This is a genomic window from Petrotoga sp. DB-2 (genome assembly GCF_054051725.1).
On the sequence record NZ_JBSVZD010000003.1, the window covers coordinates 110,765 to 133,018 of the forward strand.

Annotated in this window: 22 protein-coding genes and 1 pseudogene; 18 read left to right on the forward strand and 5 right to left on the reverse strand. The window is 35.8% G+C overall.

Features of this window, described 5'->3' with window-relative positions; genetic code table 11:
- Window positions 1–8: 8 nt before the first annotated feature.
- From ACW9JY_RS02295 to ACW9JY_RS02310, 4 genes are all read right to left on the reverse strand, one after another.
- The gene (locus ACW9JY_RS02295) at window positions 9–1,217 is read right to left on the reverse strand and encodes an ABC transporter ATP-binding protein (protein ID WP_457283226.1); all 1,209 of its coding nucleotides are present in this window, start codon (window positions 1,215–1,217) and stop codon (window positions 9–11) included.
- Window positions 1,217–2,242, reverse strand: a complete 1,026-nt coding sequence (locus tag ACW9JY_RS02300) for an ABC transporter ATP-binding protein (protein WP_457283261.1) — start codon at window positions 2,240–2,242, stop codon at window positions 1,217–1,219. Before ACW9JY_RS02300 ends, ACW9JY_RS02295 begins: the two co-directional genes overlap by 1 nt.
- 389 nt (window positions 2,243–2,631) lie before the next feature.
- A complete protein-coding gene (locus ACW9JY_RS02305) occupies window positions 2,632–3,867 on the reverse strand; it encodes a replication-associated recombination protein A (protein ID WP_457283227.1) in 1,236 nt (411 codons plus the stop codon).
- Window positions 3,842–4,783, reverse strand: coding sequence for an NAD-dependent epimerase/dehydratase family protein (locus ACW9JY_RS02310; RefSeq protein ID WP_457283228.1), 942 nt, complete (start codon window positions 4,781–4,783; stop codon window positions 3,842–3,844). The genes ACW9JY_RS02305 and ACW9JY_RS02310 overlap by 26 nt, the downstream gene beginning before the upstream one ends.
- 136 nt (window positions 4,784–4,919) lie before the next feature.
- Here ACW9JY_RS02310 and ACW9JY_RS02315 point away from each other — a divergent pair, with 136 nt between their 5' ends.
- The 13 genes and pseudogenes from ACW9JY_RS02315 to ACW9JY_RS02375 all read left to right on the forward strand — a co-directional run bounded on the left by ACW9JY_RS02315 (window position 4,920) and on the right by ACW9JY_RS02375 (window position 18,238).
- Complete coding sequence (locus tag ACW9JY_RS02315; protein WP_457283229.1) at window positions 4,920–5,318, forward strand: transposase; 399 nt, start codon at window positions 4,920–4,922, stop codon at window positions 5,316–5,318.
- Entirely contained in the window at window positions 5,318–6,331 is a 1,014-nt protein-coding gene (locus tag ACW9JY_RS02320) for an IS3 family transposase (RefSeq protein WP_457283262.1), read from the forward strand. The genes ACW9JY_RS02315 and ACW9JY_RS02320 overlap by 1 nt, the downstream gene beginning before the upstream one ends.
- A gap of 974 nt (window positions 6,332–7,305) precedes the next feature.
- Complete coding sequence (gene hflK, locus ACW9JY_RS02325) at window positions 7,306–8,301, forward strand: FtsH protease activity modulator HflK (RefSeq protein ID WP_457283230.1); 996 nt, start codon at window positions 7,306–7,308, stop codon at window positions 8,299–8,301.
- Window positions 8,298–9,158: a protease modulator HflC gene (gene hflC, locus ACW9JY_RS02330; protein ID WP_103077431.1), complete on the forward strand. Its 861-nt coding sequence runs from the start codon at window positions 8,298–8,300 to the stop codon at window positions 9,156–9,158. The genes hflK and hflC overlap by 4 nt, the downstream gene beginning before the upstream one ends.
- On the forward strand, window positions 9,158–10,936 hold the full coding sequence (locus ACW9JY_RS02335) for a hypothetical protein (protein WP_457283231.1): 1,779 nt from the start codon (window positions 9,158–9,160) through the stop codon (window positions 10,934–10,936). Before hflC ends, ACW9JY_RS02335 begins: the two co-directional genes overlap by 1 nt.
- Window positions 10,937–11,339: 403 nt before the next feature.
- Window positions 11,340–12,041 (forward strand): tRNA1(Val) (adenine(37)-N6)-methyltransferase, encoded by a 702-nt coding sequence (locus ACW9JY_RS02340; RefSeq protein WP_457283232.1) that lies wholly within the window; start codon window positions 11,340–11,342, stop codon window positions 12,039–12,041.
- Between the two features lie 126 nt (window positions 12,042–12,167).
- Entirely contained in the window at window positions 12,168–13,160 is a 993-nt protein-coding gene (dprA, locus tag ACW9JY_RS02345) for a DNA-processing protein DprA (protein WP_457283233.1), read from the forward strand.
- Window positions 13,161–13,214: 54 nt separating this feature from the next.
- Window positions 13,215–15,401 (forward strand): 1,4-alpha-glucan branching protein GlgB, encoded by a 2,187-nt coding sequence (glgB, locus tag ACW9JY_RS02350; RefSeq protein WP_457283234.1) that lies wholly within the window; start codon window positions 13,215–13,217, stop codon window positions 15,399–15,401.
- Between the two features lie 223 nt (window positions 15,402–15,624).
- Entirely contained in the window at window positions 15,625–16,635 is a 1,011-nt protein-coding gene (locus ACW9JY_RS02355) for a mannose-1-phosphate guanylyltransferase (RefSeq protein ID WP_457283235.1), read from the forward strand.
- Window positions 16,636–16,702: 67 nt separating this feature from the next.
- Window positions 16,703–16,975 (forward strand): LysO family transporter, encoded by a 273-nt coding sequence (locus ACW9JY_RS02360; protein WP_457283236.1) that lies wholly within the window; start codon window positions 16,703–16,705, stop codon window positions 16,973–16,975.
- Window positions 16,972–17,544, forward strand: coding sequence for a lysine exporter LysO family protein (locus tag ACW9JY_RS02365; RefSeq protein ID WP_103077437.1), 573 nt, complete (start codon window positions 16,972–16,974; stop codon window positions 17,542–17,544). The genes ACW9JY_RS02360 and ACW9JY_RS02365 overlap by 4 nt, the downstream gene beginning before the upstream one ends.
- 151 nt (window positions 17,545–17,695) lie before the next feature.
- Window positions 17,696–17,785, forward strand: a pseudogene (locus tag ACW9JY_RS02370) (type IV toxin-antitoxin system AbiEi family antitoxin domain-containing protein); the annotation flags it as partial.
- 36 nt (window positions 17,786–17,821) lie between these two features.
- Complete coding sequence (locus ACW9JY_RS02375; RefSeq protein ID WP_457283237.1) at window positions 17,822–18,238, forward strand: type IV toxin-antitoxin system AbiEi family antitoxin domain-containing protein; 417 nt, start codon at window positions 17,822–17,824, stop codon at window positions 18,236–18,238.
- A gap of 89 nt (window positions 18,239–18,327) precedes the next feature.
- On the opposite strand, the gene ACW9JY_RS02380 is transcribed toward ACW9JY_RS02375, so the two are convergent.
- Window positions 18,328–18,861 carry a type II toxin-antitoxin system antitoxin SocA domain-containing protein gene (locus ACW9JY_RS02380; protein WP_457283238.1) on the reverse strand — a complete coding sequence of 178 codons (534 nt, stop codon included), beginning with the start codon at window positions 18,859–18,861 and terminating at the stop codon, window positions 18,328–18,330.
- A gap of 699 nt (window positions 18,862–19,560) precedes the next feature.
- On the opposite strand from ACW9JY_RS02380, the gene ACW9JY_RS02385 reads away from it, so the two are divergent.
- The 5 genes from ACW9JY_RS02385 (at window position 19,561) to ACW9JY_RS02405 (ending at window position 22,235) form a co-directional block, all read left to right on the forward strand.
- Window positions 19,561–20,013: a nucleotidyltransferase domain-containing protein gene (locus ACW9JY_RS02385; protein WP_457283239.1), complete on the forward strand. Its 453-nt coding sequence runs from the start codon at window positions 19,561–19,563 to the stop codon at window positions 20,011–20,013.
- Between the two features lie 3 nt (window positions 20,014–20,016).
- Window positions 20,017–20,442, forward strand: coding sequence for a type VII toxin-antitoxin system HepT family RNase toxin (gene hepT / locus ACW9JY_RS02390; RefSeq protein ID WP_457283240.1), 426 nt, complete (start codon window positions 20,017–20,019; stop codon window positions 20,440–20,442).
- A gap of 258 nt (window positions 20,443–20,700) precedes the next feature.
- Window positions 20,701–20,886: an Rpn family recombination-promoting nuclease/putative transposase gene (locus ACW9JY_RS02395; protein WP_457283241.1), complete on the forward strand. Its 186-nt coding sequence runs from the start codon at window positions 20,701–20,703 to the stop codon at window positions 20,884–20,886.
- Window positions 20,887–20,951: 65 nt separating this feature from the next.
- Window positions 20,952–21,194, forward strand: coding sequence for a hypothetical protein (locus ACW9JY_RS02400; RefSeq protein ID WP_457283242.1), 243 nt, complete (start codon window positions 20,952–20,954; stop codon window positions 21,192–21,194).
- Window positions 21,195–21,353: 159 nt separating this feature from the next.
- Complete coding sequence (locus tag ACW9JY_RS02405; RefSeq protein WP_457283243.1) at window positions 21,354–22,235, forward strand: DegV family protein; 882 nt, start codon at window positions 21,354–21,356, stop codon at window positions 22,233–22,235.
- Window positions 22,236–22,254: the final 19 nt, after the last annotated feature.

A 22,254-nucleotide genomic window follows, 5' to 3' on the forward strand; every position in this document is an offset into this window, starting at 1 on the left:
CCTTTAAGTTATTTTACTAACTTACCCTCTTTTTCTTGTGATAAACCTCTATCTCTATCCTCTTTGTATAAGAAACAAGCAACATAATGGTTTTCGTTTATTTTATAGTAATCAGGGTAATCTTTTTTACATATCTCCATAGCATATGGACATCTTGGGTTGAAGAAACATCCCTTGGGCCTGTTAACTGGACTTGGTACTTGACCTTTAACCAAAAACTTTTTTCTATCTCTTCGTTTTCTTGGATCAGGAAGAGGGGCGGCATTTAACAAAGCTTGGGAATACGGATGTAAAGTTCTATCAAATATTTCGGAACCATCTCCATACTCAACTAATCTTCCAAGGTACATTACACCAACATGGTTTGAAATGAACCTAACAACCCCTAAATCATGAGAAATAAAGAGATATCCAACGTTGAACTCACTCTGTAAAGACTTTAAAAGATTGATTATCTGTGCCTGTACTGAAACATCTAATGCAGAAGTAGGCTCATCCAGGATGATCAGCTTTGGATCTAAAATAATCGCACGTGCAACGGCAACCCTTTGTCTTTGCCCCCCAGAAAATTGATGAGGATATCTGTCGGCATGGTAGGGTTTCAAACCAACTTTTTTCAACATATCAAGCGCAATATTTTTTGCTTCTGTTTTATTTTTTGCCATCTTGTGAAACAAAAGCGGTTCAATCAATGTTTGCCCTACCGTCATTCTTGGATTCAAAGAAGACGTAGGATCCTGAAATACTATTTGAACATTCCTTCTAAAATCCGTTCTTTTTCTATCTATATCTTTAAACATATAATCAAAAAATTTTTCTTTTCCATTATCATAGTAATATTGAATATACTTCCTCTCTTCATCTTCAAGGGTTTCTAGAACCTTCTCTTTGCTCCCTAACTCTTCTTCTAATTCATGAGCGTATTCGATGTATTCCCTTTCCAAATACTTTGCCCCGGCTCTTTTGCTCATAAAATAATGAGAAGTTTCTTCTCCGTTTAAAAAAATCTTCCCCGAAGTAGGATCTTCCAACCTCAGAATCGTTTTACCGATGGTTGTCTTTCCACAACCTGACTCTCCAACCAATCCATAAGTCTCATTTATATCTAAATTTAAATTGATCCCATCCACTGCTTTAATGTACCCGACAGTTCTATCTATTAAAAATCCCTGTTTAATCGGGAAATATTTTTTTAGATTACGAACTTTTAAAAGCATCAAAGAGCCTCCTTTTTATCTATCACATCGTCATAATGAAGAGGAGTAGAATCAGATAAAGGATTAAAACATCTTAGGTAATGATTTTCTTCAACTTCTTTTAACTCAGGCCATTCTTTCCTACATTTTTCAGTGGCATATGGGCATCTTGGTAAAAAAGGACACAATGGTGGGGGATCCAGCATAACAGGAGGTTGCCCTTTTATCGGGTTTAATAGATCTACCTTTATATCGTGCCTTGGTATACAGGAAAGCAAAGCATGGGTATATGGGTGCATAGGTTTTTCAAAAAGTGTATAAATATCTGTCATTTCCATCTGAGCCCCACCATACATTACGATAACCTTATCGGCTACCTCAGCTATTACAGAGAGGTCATGAGTTATGTATATCATTCCCATATTATACTCTTGTTGTAAATCTTTCATCAATTCCAAAATTTGCGCTTGAATAGTAACATCCAAAGCGGTGGTAGGTTCATCAGCTATTAAAATTTCTGGATTACAAGAAAGCCCTATAGCTATTACTACCCTTTGCCTTTGTCCACCTGAAAGTTGGAAAGGATAATCATCGATCCTTTCGCCTGGATTGGCAATACCTACATCATCTAAAAGTTTTATAGCCCTTTCCCTTGCTTCTTCTATGGATACATTTTGGTGAAAAACAATGGTTTCAATCATCTGATCCGCTATTGTAAACATTGGGTTCAAAGAAGACATTGGATCCTGAAAGACCATTCCTATGTGTTTCCCTCTTATCCTTGTAAAATCTTTCTGTTTTAATTTTGCAAGATCAACAAACTCTTCCTTACCGTCTTTACTAAATTCGTTCGTTTTAAATAATATCTGACTCTCTTTAGTAATATATCCTGGGCTTTTTATCATCCCCATTATAGATTTCATAGAGACACTTTTGCCAGATCCCGTTTCCCCAACGATTCCCAAAGTTTCGTTTTTACTCAATGTAAAGGAAAGTTGATTAACAGCTTTAATCGTTCCTTCTGCTACAGGAAAGTGAGTGCTCATATTTCTAACGTCTAAGATGATATCATTCAATATATTCACCTCATCACATAAAATTTTGCAGACTTTAGAAGTTCTAAAGCTTGTGTTAGCGTCCCTTCGCTCCGCACCCATAAGGAAGAGTGTAAAACGTTTTCCTTCATCCCACTTCTCCCCACTCAGAAAATACCTACCCACAACAAAAACTTAAAATTACAATATATTATTACTACTTAACAATATTTTCAATCCCATAAACAATTATAGTAAAGTTTACAGAGATTGTCAAGTAGAAAAAAACTAATTAACAGTAATCTACAAGATTTATTGCCAATTATTCCTAAATAATGAAGAAAATTTCAATAATGCTAACTTTTTCGAATTTTTATGAAAAAAATTTCATGAATCGTTGTTCAGTAGTTCTTCTTGTCTTTCCAGAGATCTTTTAATCGCTCTTTTATACGCTTTTCAATCCCCATTTCCTTTGGTGTAAAAAATTGGGTATTTTCAAAACCTTCTGGCATGTAACTTTCTCTAACGAAACCTCCATAATCGTGAGGATACTTGTATCCCTCTCCAAAACCTTGTTTTTTCATTCTTTTGTTCAAAGGATTTATCAATTTAGGGGGTATCTCGAAATTATTTTGGCTTATAAACTCTTTGGCTTTAGCGTAGGCTAGGTATGCTGAATTGGATTTTGGTGATGAACATAGATAAATTGTAGCTACAGATAATGGAAGATAACATTCGGGGTAACCAACGTGTTCAGTAGCTATCATCGCTGATACAGCGATATTTAAAGCATTAGGATCAGCCAAACCGACATCTTCGGCAGATAAAATAACCATCCTTCTTGCTATATACATCGGGTCCTCACCACTTTCAAGCATATAAGCAAGATACAATAGCGCGGCGTCCACATCGCTACCCCTCATACTTTTTATATATGCAGAAATTAAGCTATATTTTGCATTTTTATCGTAAGTTAGTCGATACCCAGTAAAATCTTTAAGAAATTCTAAATCAATTGAATTGATCCCAGCTTCATTTGCTGTTTCTATTAAATTCATTATCCTTCGAAGATCATTTCCAGCATATTCTATCAGTGCTTTGCGTGCCTCTTTTGTAATTTTCAAATCTTTGTAATAATCCTCTATTTGATGGAATAATTTTTCATAATCGTCAGTAGTTAGTTCTTTAGTTTTAAAAACTAATACCCTCGATAACAAAGCAGGATTTACACTAATAGCTGGATTTTCTGTGGTCGCCCCTATGAGAGTTAATTCTCCCGTTTCAACACTTAAAAGTAAGGTATCTTGTTCGGCTTTATTCAATCGATGTACTTCGTCGACAAATAATAATTTGGGTTTTGAAAAAAGATTATTCTTTTGCTCTATTATATCCTTAATTTTTTTCTTTCCTTCTATAGCCCCTGAAATAGAAAAAACATCGTAATAATCTTTTATTTCGTTTATTAAAGCCCTTACAATCGTAGACTTACCGCTGCCAGGTTCACCATATATAATGAAAGATCTAACCTTTTTATTCTTTATCCAGGTTTTAAGTATTTCTTTCAACTTTACGTTACCCAGTACCTCGTCAACCGTTTTTGGCCTAATTATCTCATAAAGAGGTTGTGTACCACTCAATAGTATTTTCCACCCCTTTTTCTAAATCGTATTTAGGCTCCCATCCTAAAATACTTTTTGCCTTAGCATTCGAAAGTAAGCTTATCTTCACATCACCATCTCTTTCTGGCTTATAAACCGGGTCATTTTCATATCCTGTTTTTCTTTTCATCACTTCAAAAAGCTCGTTTACGGTGGTCTTTGTGTTGGTTGAAATATTTATCGTCTCCTTATCCGCTTTATTTATTGATAAAAAGTTGGCTTCAACTACATCAAAAACATGTACAAAATCTCGTACCTGTTCTCCATCACCGTAAATAACTATCTCTTTTTTCTCAACCATATTCTGAGTAAAGATTGCCACTACCCCTGCTTCTCCTTTAGGGGTTTGTTTTGGGCCATATACGTTGGCATATCTCAATATGGTGTAATTCAGATCATATTGGAGTGAAAAAAACTCTATGTACTTTTCGCAAGCAAGTTTTGAAATAGCATAAGGGCTAATAGGATGTGGGCAGTAATCTTCTGAAGTGGGAATAGGAGCGTTATCACCGTAAATAGCCCCTCCTGTAGAAGAAAATACAAACTTTTTAATCCCGTACTTAACGGATAATTTCAATAAATTCAAAGTACCCATCACATTGATTTCTGCGTCCCAGTTTGGGTCTTTAACAGAATCGGGAACAGAAATCTGTGCCGCTAAATGAAAAACATAATCAAACTTGTGTGTTTCAAATATTTTCTCCAAAACATTATAATCTCTAATATCTTGTTGGTAAAAAAGAGCCATAGGTGACAAGAATTCTACATTTCCTGTGGAAAGATTATCTATAACAACTACGGAATGGCCTTCTTTTATCAATCTATCAACTAAATTTGAACCTATGAAACCTGCACCTCCAGTAACGAGGATTCGATATTTGTTTTTATCAACCATATTTTACCTCCAAAAGTGATAATGATTTAGCGTCCCTTCGCCCCGCAGCCCACCCCACAGTTAGCCCACAGCACATTTTCTTATTTGAGGGGCGTGGTAGTATAATAAATATATATTCTTAAAAGAGGTGATTTTTGTGAAGTCTTACCCCTCAGAGTTAAAAGCTAACGTTGTTAAAGAGCATGTCGATAAAGGTGTTTCTTGTTCTCAACTTAGTAAAACTTACAACATCCCTACCAGAAATATCCAAAAGTGGGTGAAGAAGTTTAGAGATTCTGGTGAGAATTATTCTTGCTTTTTCAACGGTCCTTTTAACAAAAATTCCATCGTTTCTCGTGGCTCTAAGATTCCTCCTGTGGTTTACGAGAATTCCGGTGTCGATTTGGATGAGATTTCTCGCCTTTGTATGGAATATCCCGATCTCGCTCAGACTCTTCAAACTTTGAAGGATTTGGTGATCGAAAAGGATATTGAGATCAGAGTTCTTAGAGAACAAGTTGAGTTTGTAAAAAAAAATTTGAATCAGAGAAAATGATGGAAAATAGACATGTTGATTTTAAATCTACACCCATTTTGGATATTCAATATGTCAATAGGTTACATCGAGAGTACGGCGTTTCTCTTTCTTATCTTTTTGAAGAGTTCAACGTGAACCCTAGAACTTATTATTACAAGACAAGACTCTTCTTGGATACAAGTTCTTTGTCAAAGAAAAAGCATTCTAATTCTAAAACTCGAGGTTTTTGCTATACTGTGAATGGCGATAAGGTTCCTGATGAGTTTGTAATCGCTGAACTGATAAAAATTAAGGAACATCTCAATATGTATGTCTCAAAGCATTATTTGAAAACTCTTGGTTCTACTAAGCTGTGTGCGTATTTCAAGAAAAATTATGGAATAATTATCAATCATAAAAAGATGAGACGTTTGAAACACGAAATCGGTTTGGTTGGAAAATATACAAACCATTCACCACATCCAAGAAGAGGTCCTCAAAAACATGTTGCAACTGCTCCTAACCAATTTTGGGAAATGGATATCAAATACTTTAAAACTAAAGATGGTTATGTACAGGTGTTCAGCATAATTGATACTTTTGATAGACAGATTGTTGGCTCTTACATCGGTCCATCATGTAAATCAAAGGATATAATTAAAACTATCTTTGAAGCTCTTAGGTACAGAGGAATATCAGGAAAAAACTTGATTATTAGATCAGATAACGGTACTCAATTCACTTCTTTGTTAACAGAAAATTTTATGAGAAATGTTGGTATACTCCATGAGTTTGGATATCCACATAATCCAGATTGTCAAGCCTTTATCGAATCTTTTCATTCAAGTGTCCAAAGAGAGTTTGTGCCTTTGAATACCTTTACTAATATTAGCGATTTCACTACGAAATACAAAGTGTATTTGGATTTTTACCTTAATATTAGACCTCATGGTTCTTTGAACTACTTGACACCAAATGAGTTCCATGTTTTATACAAAAAAAATAGAATTGAAATTAAGGAAATCAAAGAAAAACTTACCATTTTTGAGTAAAATCGAGTTACGCCTCTCTAATTTCTAATATTCGGGGCTCCGTCCGCACCCATAAGGAAAAGATTAGAAGAGCTCCGCCCTTCGCTTTACACTCCAATTAATGGAAGGAGTTGAGGGCTTTACCCTTCGCTCTCTATACCAGTTTAAGGAAAGAAGAAGTTGATACTGTACCTTATATTTTATATTAATTATAACACTCTATAACATCAAATGTATTTTTGAAATTTAAATAGATTAGATTAAAAAAAGCTGCTAACATATGCAACTTTTATGTTATAATTAATTTTAAGTCCTTTTGTTGTTCTATGCAAAAAAACTTTTATTAAGCAAAATTAGGGAAAATCCCTTTCCTTATGGGTGGGCTGCGGGGGTAGGGCGCTAACAAAGACTAAATAAAGCTTACAAAAGAACTACGCAAATAATTAATTTGCAAAAAAATCTAGTTTCAAATGGGTCACAGGGCGAAGCCCTCCCCCCAGCTGGTTTAAGGACCGCAGGTCCTTCCTCAAAAGGGTGGACTGCGGGGTGAAAGGGGAAAATCCCTTTCCTTATGGGTGGGCTGCGGGGGTAGGGCGCTAATAAAGACCAAGCAAAGCTTACAAAAGAACTACGCAAATAATTAATTTACAAAAAAATTTAGTTTCAAATGGGTCACAGGGCGAAGCCCTCCCCCCAACTGGTTTAAGGACCGCAGGTCCTTCCTCAAAAGGGTGGGCTGCGGGGTGAAAAGGAAAAATCCCTTTCCTTATGGGTGGGCTGCGGGGGGTAGGGCGCTAATAAAGGCCAAGCAAAGCTTACAAAAGAACTACGCAAATAATTAATTTGCAAAAAAATCTAGTTTCAAATGGGTCACAGGGCGAAGCCCTCCCCCCAACTGGTTTAAGGACCGCAGGTCCTTCCTTAAAATGGGTGGGCTGCGGGGTGAAAGGGCGCTATCGCTTAGTATTTCATACTTTTAAAAGAGGTGAGTAATTTTGGCTGAATATGAAATCTTCAATCCCAACGAAGAATTTAACGATGAAGGTAACAATCATGAAGGTCATAGATGGCGCAATATAATCATTATTGCTGTTATCATAGCGATTGGCATCTACCTTTTAACAGGTGTTTATCAGGTAGGACCTTCTGAAGTAGCATTAGTTAAAACGTTCGGTGAATACAAATCCACCGCAGGACCAGGCTTACACGTTCATCTACCCTACCCTGTTCAATCCCATGTTATAGTTGATGTAAGAACAATAAATAAAGTTGAACTAGGTTTTAGAACTACCAGCACAGGAAGAACCCCCACATACAGTTCATACACTGATGAAGCAGAAATGATCACTGGAGATCAAAATATAATTAGTATAGAAGCGGTAGTTCAGTATAGGGTAAACGATCCTGTGGCGTATGCCTTCAATGTAATTCAGGGGTACGACCTAGTTAAATCGACCTCTGAAAGCGTACTTAGAGAACGTGTTGCTCTGTCAGAGTTAGAAAACGTCTTGACTACAGAGAGAGATCAAATTGCCATGGAAACCGCTGAAAGAGTTCAGTCCATACTAGACAGTTACAACTCTGGTATTCTAATACAAAACGTTTATCTCCAAGCAGTAACACCACCAGAACCTGTGGTTCCAGCTTTCGATGATGTGAACAACGCGCGTCAAGACCAACAAACATCTATAAACGAAGCACAAAGGTACGGCAATGACATTATTCCAAGAGCTGAAGGAGAAGCTCAAAGAATCTTAAACGACGCGCAAGCTTATGCCTATGAACAAGTTGCAAAGGCAACAGGAGAAGCAGAAAGATTCAAAGCTTTACTGGAAGAATACCAAAACTCCGAAGATATCACAAGGAAAAGATTAATATTAGACTCTGTACAACAAATGATTAAAAATTCAAAGATACAAGTAGTCTCAGAAAAAGGAGACACCTTGAACTTTTTGGATTTAAGTGAATTTATTGGTGGTGATGCACAATGAAAAATACGACGCTATGGGCAGTAGTTATAATCGTAGCTTTTTTTGTAATCCTCTTTAGTTTTACAGCTTTCTACATCGTTGATCAAACTCAGCAGGCAATAGTCCTTAGATTTGGAAATATTATAAGCATAAAAACAGAACCAGGAATATATGTAAAAACTCCTTTTATAGACAACGTAGTAAAATTGGAGAAAAGAATTATGATCTATGACATACCCGTAGAAAGAGTAATAACTTCCGACAGAAGAACTATCTTAGCCGATACATATGCAATATGGAGGATAGAAGATCCTCAAAAGTTCATTGAAACACTCAGGACCGTAGAAGTTGCTAAGACAAGAATCGACGACATCGTTTATTCTCATGCAAGAGATGTTATAGGAAATTACACATTTCCTGAGGTTCTTTCAATAGAAAGGCTGGCAATCCTGGAAGAAATAAAAAATCGCAGTGAGGCATCACTCGAAGATTTTGGAATAAACGTAGTTGACGTAAGGCTCAAAAGAACCGATTTACCTCAGGAGAACACTGAAGCTGTATACGAAAGGATGAAAAGTGAAAGGTACGCCATGGCTGCTCAATTAAGGGCTGAAGGAGAAAAAGAAGCCCAAAGAATGAAAGCCGAAGCTGACAAACAAGCAAGTATAATAAGATCAGATGCCCAAAAAGAAGCTGATATCATAAGAGGAACAGGTGAGGCAAGTGCAATAAACATTTACTCAGAAGCTTATTCCTTGGATCAAGATTTCTTCGAACTCCAAAAAATAACAGACATTTACAAAGACTCTTTCAACAACAGTGTATTAGTAATACCCAACGATTCACCTTTACTTGAACTTTTCTATGAGGTGGAATAGTGTTGAAGCTGGTTTCTAAAATAGTATTATTCTCTATGTTAATAATATTACTCTCGGGATGTCAATACGTTGGTAATTCTAATGTTGATTTTGAAATCGAAATTCCAACCAAAATTTCCCCAAATATCCCGTTAATGATAAAAACAAACTTTTACTATGAAAACGTGGAAATAATTATCGATGGTGAGGAGATTGAACCCTCCTATCTTATGAGTGAGGAGGAGACTTCTTCCTCCTCCTTCCTTATGGGTGGGGAGCGGGGCGAAGGGGCGCTATCCAACATCAGCGATGGCCTCCACAAAATCAATATCAAATTTCTAGATAACAAAAACAGAATTATCACTGAATATGCCACAAACATAACTTTTGATTCCACTCCACCAAAACCATCATATTTCAACCAAGAACTATCGGCAGGCAATTTAAATTTAGAATACAAAGTAGATGAAAAAGACTTTTCTAAAGTCTCTTTATACTACAACGAAACAGAATTAGCCTCTTCGACTTCGTTACAAGACAGTTTCTCAATAAAAATAACCAAAAATTCCGGAATTAAAAATTACGTTCTACAGTTCAAAGATGATGTCGAAAACACTTACAATCACCCGATCGAAATAGATACGGACATTGACAAACCTCCGGTTATAAACTCAGATATTGTAAGCGTTAATCTTTTTTCAGAAATCAATATAAAGATTTCTGACGACTGGGATGATAACTTTTTAGTTCTCATAGACGATGGAGATGAGATTAAATACCCATCAGAATTGTTACTAAAGCCAACAAACAATGCAACGATGATTGTTTTTGACTCAAACAAAAATAAAACCGAAAAATTTGTAAATTTTAATGTTGACGATCAAATCCCTACCCCGCCTGAAATTACGGCACGGCTAATCTCTGAAGACATGGATTTCATATCTTGGCGATATGATCCTAACTATCAAAATTACATTGTCGAAAAATATGATGAAATATTTGGCTGGAAAAAATTTTTTGAATTAAAAAACACGTTCATTGAAAACCCAAATTATGATATTATTTTTGTAAGAAAAGTTACCAACAATGGAACATACGGGTTTCCTTCAGATCCAGTAATCACTCTCTCAGAGGCTCTTGTTCCATATGCCTCTGGTACGATAAACAAAGTAGACAAAAACCTTTTCTTGCCACAAATTAACACGCCCTTTGTTATAGCTTCTGATATACTAATACCAGAAGGGAAAACATTTTTGGTAGAATCTGGAAACCAAATCAGATTATATAACGGTGCGACTGTGGTTGTTGAAGGGCTAATGTTTTTAATGCCAGGATTTGATAAAACTCATATATTTGGAGAAGGAGAAATAGCACTAAACGGTGGAACCATAATCGCCTACGACACAGACTTTGAAAACATCAAATTTACAGGCAAAGGGAAATTATTATTTCTTAAAAACTCAACCCTGGATAATTACAGCTCAATTGACACACAAAGCATAGGGAGAATTTGTCTTTACGACTCATCCATATCGGACTACGTTAAAATAACAAACTCATCTGGTGTTTATACCAATAATACTTACTTAAAAGAAATATCGTTAAATAACGTGGCAGAATCATTATTCAAAAACTCAACAATAGACCTTTTCAACTCATCTATAAACAGTAGAACAATAATGGAAACTTCTACTATAAAATTAATGAACATTGAAACATTCTCATTCATGAACAGCATTGATACTAAAATAGAAAGACTAAATATAGGGGAATATTCAATATTCCTAAAAACAGAATAAAAGGGCAAAGCCCTTTTGAAGCTCCTTAGATGGGCGGGCCCGCGGGGTAAAAGGTACAGACCCCCTTCCTTACGGGTGGGGAGCGGGGGAAGGGCGCTAATAAAGACTTTTTTCCTCACAGACGGACTTTTGAGGATGAAAGGGGAAAGACCCTTTTCCTTATGGGTGGGCTGCGGGGCGAAGGGGCGCAAATAATGACTAAGCGCAGCTTACAAAAAAACTTTTAATCAATTAACTCACAAAAAACGCTCCACTTTTAAAAAGGTCACAGGGTGAAGCCCTCATTCCAGCAGAGTTTAAGGGACCACAGGTCCCTTCCTAAAAAGGGTGGGCTGCGGGGGAAGGGTGCTAATAAAGACCCTTTTCCTCACGGGTGGGGAGCGGGGTGAAAGGGCGCTAACACATGGACACAACCACCAAAATCCATCAAATAGACCAAATTTACAGATCACTAAAACTAAAAACACCCAATAAACATCATCTCCCAACACATGCAAGTGTACTATTATTAGCCACTCATCCAGCAAAAGACAACTCCACCATCGTAGAACTCGGAAGTGGCATAGGGCACGTCAGCCTTGTAATTGGGAAAATGCTACCAAACAGCAAAATAATAGGTATAGAAATACAAAAGGAACTATATAAATACTCCTTACAAAACAAAGAAACAAACGAAATAAACAACGTAGAATTCCTCAATACAGAAGTAAAAAACGTCAAAAATCATTTTGACACAGAATCTATAGACTATATAATTTCAAATCCTCCACACTACTTTGATGGATTAAAAAGTCAAATCAGCGATAGAAAAATTGCCAGATCAGCTGAAGACTTAAAGGTATTAGAAGATTTCATCTATGCTTCAAAATACCTTTTAAAAAACAAAGGACTAGGTTGTTTTATAATTCATCCTTACGTCCTTTCAGACGTATTAATAATCTTAGAAAAAAATAATTTAGAACCTCAACACATATATATCGCCTACGGAAACAAAGAAAAAGACGCCCAACTAATCTCTTTGACATTCAGAAAAAACGGAGGTAGAAATCTGCTCATTCACCCTCCGATCTTCTTCTCTGAATGGGGCAGGGAGCACAAGGAATAACCTCTTTCCCTTATGGGCGGGCTGCGGGACGAAAGGGAAAAGAACCCTTTTTCTCACGGGCGGGCTGCGGGGTGAAGGGGCGCTAAATATACCAAGTCTCATCAAAGAAGGAGGCTTTCACAATCATTGAACATACTAGACATCATAACCCTCAAAGAAGTATATAAAAAATCCAACAAAGAACTCTTAGAATACACAGAAACAAACACATCACCCACACTATTCAAAGAAGAATTCGAAGAAAACAAAAGAAAAATCGTTCAAAGCTTAGACAAAATAAAAGATTTAGGCATAATCACTTACTGGGACGAAGAATATCCAGATCTATTAAAAACCATCAACGACCCTCCAGTAATTCTTTACTATTTCGGTGATCCATCGCTTTTAAAAAGCAAAACGGTCTCCATTGTTGGAACAAGAAAAGCCACAGATTACGGAAAATCTATATGTGCTGAAATCGCCAAAGTCCTGAGCAGCTACACTATAGTAAGTGGAATGGCATATGGAATAGATTCGATAGCCCAAAGAAACGCAAGAAAAACGATTGCCGTTCTAGGTAACGGGATAGACATAATATATCCAAAATCCAACGAATCACTCTACAACAAAATAAAAGAAGAAGGGCTAATAATATCAGAATATTTCCCAGGTACCAGGGCAACAAAATACACATTCCCCTACAGGAACCGCATAATTGCAGCTCTATCTGAAAAAACCATAGTCGTTGAAGCCGCTAAAAAAAGTGGATCACTGATAACCGCAAGATACGCACTCGATTACGGAAGAGAAGTATTAGCCGTACCAGGGGATATAACAAGGTTAAATTCATACGGGACTAATTATCTAATCTACTCTGGCGCCATCCCCATAATCTCTTTACAACACCTAAAAGAGTTATTTGGAATAACCAACTTAGAAGGGGAAAGTCCCTCTCAAAATCCTGAAGAAATGGAGGTAAAAGAAAAAATACTAAAACTAATAAACGAAGGGAAGAATAACTTAGACTCACTATGTGAAAGCTTAAAAGAAGACATCTCAACAATATTATCCACTATAATGCAACTAGAAATAGATGGGAAACTCTCCCAAGAAAACGGCACATACTTTACCCTAAATTAATAAAACCCCTTGGGCGGGGCGAAGGGGGGCTAACACAAAAGGAGGTGGCAACACATGCCAATACTAACGGAAGAAGAAATAAATATGCTTGTCAATGCAGAATGTCACGACCCTTTTATTTATCTAGGCTTAAGAGAACTCGACAAAGAAAACTTAGTCATAAGGGTTCTACAACCCTTTGCAAAAGAAGCATATTTGATTTCTAAAAACACCACCGTCAAACTCGATAAAATCCACGAAGCTGGACTCTTTGAAAAAAAGATCCCAGGATCCCAAATATTTGAATACGAAATAAAATGCACAGACTACAACGGCAACACCTGGACTTACAAAGACCCCTACTCTTTTTTACCAGTCATATCTGAATACGACAGATATCTCTTCAACGAAGGAAACCATTACAAAATATACGAAAAATTAGGCGCGCACCCAATGAAAATAAACGGAATCGAAGGGGTTTTATTCTCAACGTGGGCACCAAACGCTAAAAGAGTCAGCGTCGTTGGTAACTTCAACAATTGGGATGGAAGAATACATCAAATGAGGGTCTTAGGTCAATCAGGAATATGGGAAATCTTCCTTCCAGGTGTTGTTGAAGGAGACTTATACAAATTTGAAATCAAAACTCAAAATGGAGACCTATTACTAAAAACAGACCCTTATGGAACTTACTTTGAAGTAAGACCCAAAACAGCCGCCATTGTATACGACATACAAAACAAACACACATGGAACGACTCCAAATGGATGGAAGAAAGAAAAAATAAAAATTGGATAAAAGAACCAATGTCAATCTATGAAGTCCATCTAGGCTCCTGGGCAAGAAAAGAAGAAAATCAATTTCTAAATTATAGGGAACTAGCGGAAAAACTTTCAGCATACCTTAAAGAAAACCATTTCACCCACATAGAACTATTACCTGTAAGCGAACATCCCTTGGACATCTCTTGGGGATACCAGGTAACAGGCTACTATGCTCCAACAAGCAGGTTTGGAAAACCCGAAGACTTCATGTACTTTGTCGATAAAATGCACCAAGAAGGTATAGGTGTCATCGTTGACTGGGTGCCAGGACACTTTCCAAAAGACGCACATGCTTTGGGAAGATTCGATGGCACAGCCCTTTATGAACATCTTGACAGCAGATTGGGAGAACACAAAGACTGGGGAACATACATATTCAATTACGGAAGAACTGAAGTTAAAAACTTCCTATTGGCAAATGCACTATTTTGGTTGGATAAATACCATATAGACGGCTTAAGGGTAGACGCCGTAGCTTCAATGCTATATTTAGACTACAGCAGACAAGATGGAGAATGGATTCCCAACAAATACGGTGGGCGAGAAAATCTTGAAGCCATTGATTTTTTAAAGCAACTCAACACCGTCGCCTATCAATACTTTCCTGGGATTGTAACCATTGCAGAAGAATCTACGTCATTTCCCGGAGTAACTACGCCGGTTCATGAGGGTGGTTTAGGTTTTGCATTCAAATGGAACATGGGCTGGATGAACGACACACTCAGATACTTTAGCAAAGACCCAATATTTAGAAAACACCATCAAAACGACCTCACATTTTCTTTAGTATACGCTTTTTCTGAAAACTTTATCTTATCCATTTCTCATGACGAAGTCGTACATGGCAAAAGGTCCCTTTTGGAAAAAATGCCAGGTGATGATTGGCAAAAATTCGCAAACTTAAGACTCTTTTACTCCTACATGTATGCCCATCCTGGGAAAAATTTACTCTTTATGGGAAGTGAAATAGCTCAAAGAAAAGAATGGGACTGCTCCAACAGCTTAGACTGGCACCTATTACAATACGAACCTCACAAAAAAACCCAACTATTTTTAAAAGATTTAAACACGCTGTACAAAAATCACCCAGCATTATTTGAAATCGATCACCGCTATGAAGGCTTCGAATGGATAGACTTCAACGATGCGGACAACAGTGTAATATCTTTTATAAGAAAATCAGAAAACGAAGACGAAATCATAATCTGCGTCTTCAATTTCACACCAGTACCAAGGGATAACTACAGAATAGGTGTTCCAAAAAAAGGAGTATACCAGGAAATACTCAACACCGACTGGACACAATACTACGGAAGCGGAGTAGACAACCCAAAAGAAGTATACTCCCAAGACATACCCATGCACGGAAGAGAACAATCCATAATACTCACACTACCACCTCTAGGTGGACTATATTTCAAATTCCTAATAAAATAAAGGTCCTTTCCTTAAGGGTGGGCTGCGGGGCGAAGGGGCGCAAATAATGGCTAAACGCAGCTTACAAAAAAACCTATAATCAATCAACTCACAAAAAACGCTCCACTTTTAAAAAGGTTCACAGGGCGAAGCCCTTATCCCAGCAGAGTTTAAGGGACCGCAGGTCCCTCTTCCACACGGGTGGGGAACGGGGGTAGGGCGCTATCACAAAGGGAGGTTAGTTATGAAGGCAATAATCCTTGCAGGAGGCTCAGGAGAAAGATTCTGGCCTCTATCAAACTCAAAAACACCAAAACAATTCCTAAAACTTTTCTCAGACAAAACCCTCATAAGAGAAACCTATGAAAGAATGCGCTACAAAATGGAGCCCAAAGACATCTTTATCATCACATCAGAAAAATATCAACAACTAACGATGAAAGAAATTCCAGAAATACCCAAAGAAAACATCATCTTAGAACCAATTCCAAGAAACACTGCACCAGCTTGTATGATAGGAACTCTAACAGCCCAAGATGATGAGATAGTAACAATACTCCCTGCCGATCATTACATACCAGACAAATCAAAATTTTGGGACACCCTATCAAAGGCAATACAAGGTGCGCAAGAATTCGACGGACTATTCACCTTAGGAATAACACCAACCAGGCCAGAAACTGGTTACGGTTATATAGAAGCAGGAAAACCAATAAGCAACTCTACTTACAAAGTCAATTCATTCAAAGAAAAACCAGATCCTGAAACAGCTAAAACTTTTCTATCAAAAGGCAACTTCTATTGGAACAGCGGGATCTTTGTATGGAAAAAAAGCACATTCTTAGAACAAATGAAAAAACATTCTTTTGACATTTATAACAAACTCATAAACATCTCTCCATGGGACACAGAGAACTTAAGAAAAATCATGCCCAGTATCGAAAAAATAAGCATCGATTACGCCCTATTAGAGCGATCTGATAAAGTCTATGTAGTTAAAGCAGATTTTACATGGTCTGATGTAGGGAACTGGGTATCAGTAAGAGAACTGCAAGGATACTCAGATAACGACGAAAACGTTGAAGTCATAAATGGGAAAAATGTGTTCGTTAAATCCGATAAATTTGTAGGAATAGTTGGATTATCAAATATTATAGTCATTGAAGGAGAAAACGGTATCTTAATCACAAAAGAAGAAAACTCACAAGACGTAAGAAAAATATCGGAAAAACTAAAAAAAATGGGGAAATTTTAAAAAATATAGGGGCTCCAGAATGGAGTCCTTTACTTTTCCTCATGGACAAGCTGCGAGGTGATACATTATGATGGTTGGGATACTTATAGCCTTTTTATTTGGCCTTTTCTTAGGATTAAAAGGATGGCTAAAATGGTTGAAAAAAATCAAACCCGTCTTATGGTCAACAGTTCTATTGCTCTTTTTCATGGGTTATGAAATTGGCAACGATGACGTCTTGATTTCTCAAATTAAAGAAATTGGAATCACAGCTTTATACATAGCTGTTTTTTCAATTATTGGGAGCATTCTTTTCACTTCTATTTACGAAAAGTTTTTTAAAAAGGAGAAAACTAAATGATATTGCTATTATCTGCAGTTATTGCCGGAATAATATCCGGTATCTATTTTAACTTTAATATTCCGAACAATTTAACAACTATTTTACTAATGTTTTTAGTTTTTAGCGTTGGGGTTGATATTGGCAGTGAAGAAAAGATACTCTCAAAATTAAAAGTCAACATGAAAAATATACTTTTTCAATCAATTTTAACCATATTAGGAAGTCTTATCTTTGGCTCTTTGGTAATATTCTTTACAGACTTGAATTTAAAAGAATCACTAGGCGCATCTGCAGGATTCGGTTGGTACTCTCTCTCAGGGGTTATGATCAGCAATCTCTACTCTCCTGTTCTAGGAGCAATTTCTTTCACTGCAAATGTAATTAGAGAAATTTTAGCAATAGTTCTAATTCCTTTAGTTGCTAAATGGTCTCCTCTAGGAGCAGCGTCAATTGGAGGAGCCACTTCAATGGACACAATGCTTGGAGTAATAGCAAAAAGCACCGATAAAGAAACTACTCTAATAGCCTTTGGACAAGGAGTAATACTTTCTCTTTCAGTTCCTATCCTTATAACAATGATCTTTTAGAATGATTATGATTTCTGATTATTATCATATAGATCACCAAATTTGACTTTTACACATTAATAGTGTATAATTATAGTGTACTTGTAAAGAGGTGATTATATGAATTATATTGAAAAATTGCAAAAATTAATAAATAAAAAAAAATGGGATAATAACTACAAAAGAGGTTGTTGAATTAGGAATCCCCAGACAATATCTAAATATTTTTATAGAAAAAAATATTCTCGAAAGATTAGAAAGGGGTACATACATTACCCCAGGAACATTTGAAGATGAAATGTATATATTACAAAAAAAATTTCAAAAAATAGTCTTTTCGCATGAAACAGCACTATATTTACATAATTTAACAGATAGAGACCCAATAAATTACTCAGTAACTCTCCCTCAGGGTTATAACCTTAAAAATCTAGAAAAATATAATGTAAACGTACATTGGACAAAAAAAGAAAACTATGATCTCGGACTAATAAAATCAAAAACCAATTTTGGAAGAGAAATAAAAGTATATGATAAAGAGAGAACAATATGTGATATAGTCAAAAACAGAAACAATATGGATAAAGATTTATTCAAAAATTCATTAAAAACTTATATATCTAACAAAGATAAAAACCTAAACAAATTAATAGAATACTCAAAAAAACTAAAAATTGAAAAAGTGTTGAGAAAATACTTGGAGATGATCTTATGAAAAATCTAATGCAATTAAAAAGTTTAATAAGAAATTTATCAAAAGAAAAAAACCTTAATCCACAAATAGTTTTAAGAATTACTTTTCGTTTAGTAAGTGCAAATATCTTTGTTTAAATCATAGAAAACTTCACAGACTTCTAAGTCATCATAATTTTCAGGAGCATAGAATTCTCTTTCAGCTTCTTCGGAGTATTTTTTGGCTCTTTTATATGAATTTTCTGCTTTAATCTCTGCAATCCTATAATCATCCAATCTCTCATTCCTGTATTTAACAAAATCATAAGGTATAGGTTGATAGAGTTCTAACAAAATCCATGGCGCATCATTATGACTTTCTTCTTCTAGTTCTTTACCACTTTTCAATAAGTTGTTAGACAATACATTTCTGATAACCTTTAACTCTTCTTTTTCAAAAAGATCTAAATCTGGTTCCACCATATTTTCCATTCTAGAAACAGTGTAGATTTTGTCTCTTCCTAAAACTTCCTTTTTTTCTTTTTTTAATAATTTATTATTTTCCATTTCTTTGATAATTTCAGAATAATTTTCGATAACAGGACCTCTCTTATATTTTATATAGTTAATAGTTATATCCAGTAATCGATTTTGAAAATTTCTCATAATATTCAAAATCGGTAAAGTATAACATTTTATTTAATTTTTTTATCCCGTCAAAATCCTTAAAATATGAAATATACAAAAGGATCAAATTAAACAACTTTGTTTTATTATCTATCGTTTTCATGTTTTTCCTCCTCCTTAATCATATTATCTCAGAATTTCTTCTATTTCAAACTTTTAGAAGTCAATTCTGATAAATTATGAAAAGAATAAATGCGTCAAGCCGAGGGGTGAACGGCACTAACAAAGATCTTTTTCCTTATGGTTGAAAAGCGGGGAAAGGGACCGCAGGTCCCTCTTCCACACGGGTGGGGAGCGGGGCAAAGGGCGCTATAAAACTTATTATACAGAAGTATATGATAAGATAACGCACCTTCAAAATATGATATAATTAAATTAGCAAAAATCAATTTAATCCTCTTATGGACAGGCTGCGGGGGAATCGACGCCAGAATCTCTTCCTTAGATGGGCGGGCTGCGGGGCGAAGGGGCGCAAATAATGACTAAGCGCAGCTCACAAAAACGCACTTTTTTAAAAGGGTCACAGGGCGAAGCCCTTCACCCCCCGTGGGTTTAAGGGACCGCAGGTCCCTTCCTTAAATGGGTGGGCAGCGGGGGAAGGGGCGCTGCATCTATCTTTTTAAAGTTTCCCAAGACAGTATAAGATTTAAATACAAAAGAATTAAGCAGGTGAACAACATGGTTCAGGACAAATTAGAATTCCTAAAAGATTTATGTAAAAAATATAAAATAGGGTTAGTCTATTTGTTTGGCTCGCAGAAAGAAAAGGCTTATCAGTTACTAAAAAACAATGATGATAACGATATAAAAATAGATGATCCCCTCACAGACATAGATGTGGGAATAGTTTTTTTGTTTGATTTGGATAGCATAAAGCACAGATACAAGCTTTATGCGAGTATATACAATGAATTAGAAGAATTATTCAAACCTTACAAATTAGATCTGGTATTTTTGCAAGAAACTCATTCTGTATTCCAGACTGAAGCGTTAAAAGGCATATGCGTATATAGTGAATCAGAAAGTTTCAAAGATGAATATGAAATGATGATATTAAGGCGTGCTGCGGATTTTAAATATGTCCTCGATTTATACCATAAAGAAGTATTAGAAAAGTACGAGGAGAAATGAAAGATGATAAATAAAGAGCTTATTAGAGATAGATTGATATTCATCAATGACTATCTAATTCAATTAGAAATACTATCTCACTTATCAAAAGAAGAATTTCTACGAGATAGAAGAAACCCTGCAGCAGCTGAAAGCTTTCTCCGAAGGACTTTAGAAGCAATCTTTGATATTGGAAGGCATATATTAGCTAAGACAGGTAGCATAGATATGTCTACTGAGTATAAAGCTATTGCTTTGGGGCTTGGAGAAAAAGATATTATAAACAAGAATTTGAGCCAGAAATTAATTCAAATGGCTGGTTATCGGAATAGATTGGTCCATATGTATCACATGATCTCTCAAGAAGAGCTGTACGATATAATAACAGAAAATTTGGATGACATTAGACAATTCATTAAAAGTATAGAAAAATTCATCGAAAATAACTGATCAGATGGAGCCCTTTTCCTTTTCCTTATAGGTGGGCAGCGGGGAAAGGGACCGCAGGTCCCTCTTCCTCACGGGTGGGGAGTGTGGGAAGGGAGCTATAAAACTTATTAAACAGGAGTTGGATAATAAAATAGCACACCTTCAAAAAGATATGATATAATTAAATTAGTAAAGAGAACAATTTACTCCTCTTATGGGGCGGGCAGCGGGGCGAAGGGGCGCTAAACACAACAAAAAATAAACCAAAAGGAGAAGCTAATGTCTAATCCAATAAAAGATTCCATATTCAAAGAATTATTTGAAGACAGAACCGTATTCTATGACTTCCTAAAAGCCTTTCTACCAAAAGAGATCACAAAACAAATAAAAGAGACAGATTTAAAACGTGAACAAACTGAACTAATAGGTAAAGACTTCTCCATAAAAAGATCAGACATACTATAAATAGGCATCGCCAATGGATCTAACAAACCGGTTACGAAGAGCTAAAAGAAATGGAGGTGCCAAAAATGTTTAACACATTAGAAGAGATAGCAAAAAGAGACAGAGAAAAAGCTCGATTAGAAGGCAAACTTGAAGAAAGGGAAAGATTTATAGAATTCATGATAGAAATTCTAATCCAAAGGTTTGGAAAAGATTTTGATAAAAGTTTAGAAGAAAAGATCAGAAAAGCAAACGAAGAAACTATAAACCAAATAAAGAAAAATATTCTTAGTATAACCCTAGAAGAACTAAAAGAAATATTGAAATAATGTTTTTGTTGTTATACCACCCTATCACCTTTCTTTTCCTCCTGTACAATGTTTTTGACCAAATTCATCATACAGGATTTGTGTGATAGGGTGGTATATTTTTATTTGCAAATTGATATATAATTATAATTGAAAAAACTATTTAAGGGAGGATTTTTTATGCCTAAAATAGCACAAATAGTTGACGCTGCAAGTAATCTACCAACAGAAATTCTTGAAAAATATAATATCGTAAAAATCCCTTTTTACATAACCTTTGATGGGAAAGAGTATCTTATTCAAGGTAAAGATATATCTGATGAAGAATTTTATAAGAAAATGGCTGAAAATCCCGACAAATCTCCAAAAACTGCCGCACCAAATCCAGAAGATTGGTTCAACGCTTTTAAAGAAACATATGATAAAGGTTTCAAAGAGATAATAGTTACAACAATATCAAGCGAATTATCTGCAAGTTATCAAAATGCTTACATAGCAAAAAATGATTTCACTGATAAATACCAAGACTCAAAAATAACCTTAATAGACACAAGAACCTGTACATGTGGTCAGGCTGCCTTGGAAATAAAAATCGCACAAATGATCAAAAGTGGGAAAAAATCTTTAGAAGAAATCTGTAAAATAGCCAAAGAATCCATCAAAAAAACTAGTACAATATTCACTGTGAAAACCTTAAAATACATGAAAGCCGGTGGAAGAATAGGCGGGGCTACAGAGTTTTTAGGCACTCTATTGAATATAAAACCGATAATGGAATTTGTGAATGGAGTAGTTAAACCGATAAAAGCAGTTAGATCAAGACGAAAATCTTTAGAAGAAATGGTCAACATAATTTCAGAAAGAATAAAAGATCCCAAAAAGGTAATTATCTCCACAAGGAACGCCATGTGTGAAGAAGACGAAGAATACATGATAGAAAAGCTGAGAGAAAAATTAAACTATGAAGCTGAAATATACTCAGGTACGTTGGGAGCAGTAATTGGAGCTCATTCTGGGCCTGGGGCAATAGGAATAGGCTACACAGAATTAGAAGAAGAATAAAACAAAAAGATGTAGGGCA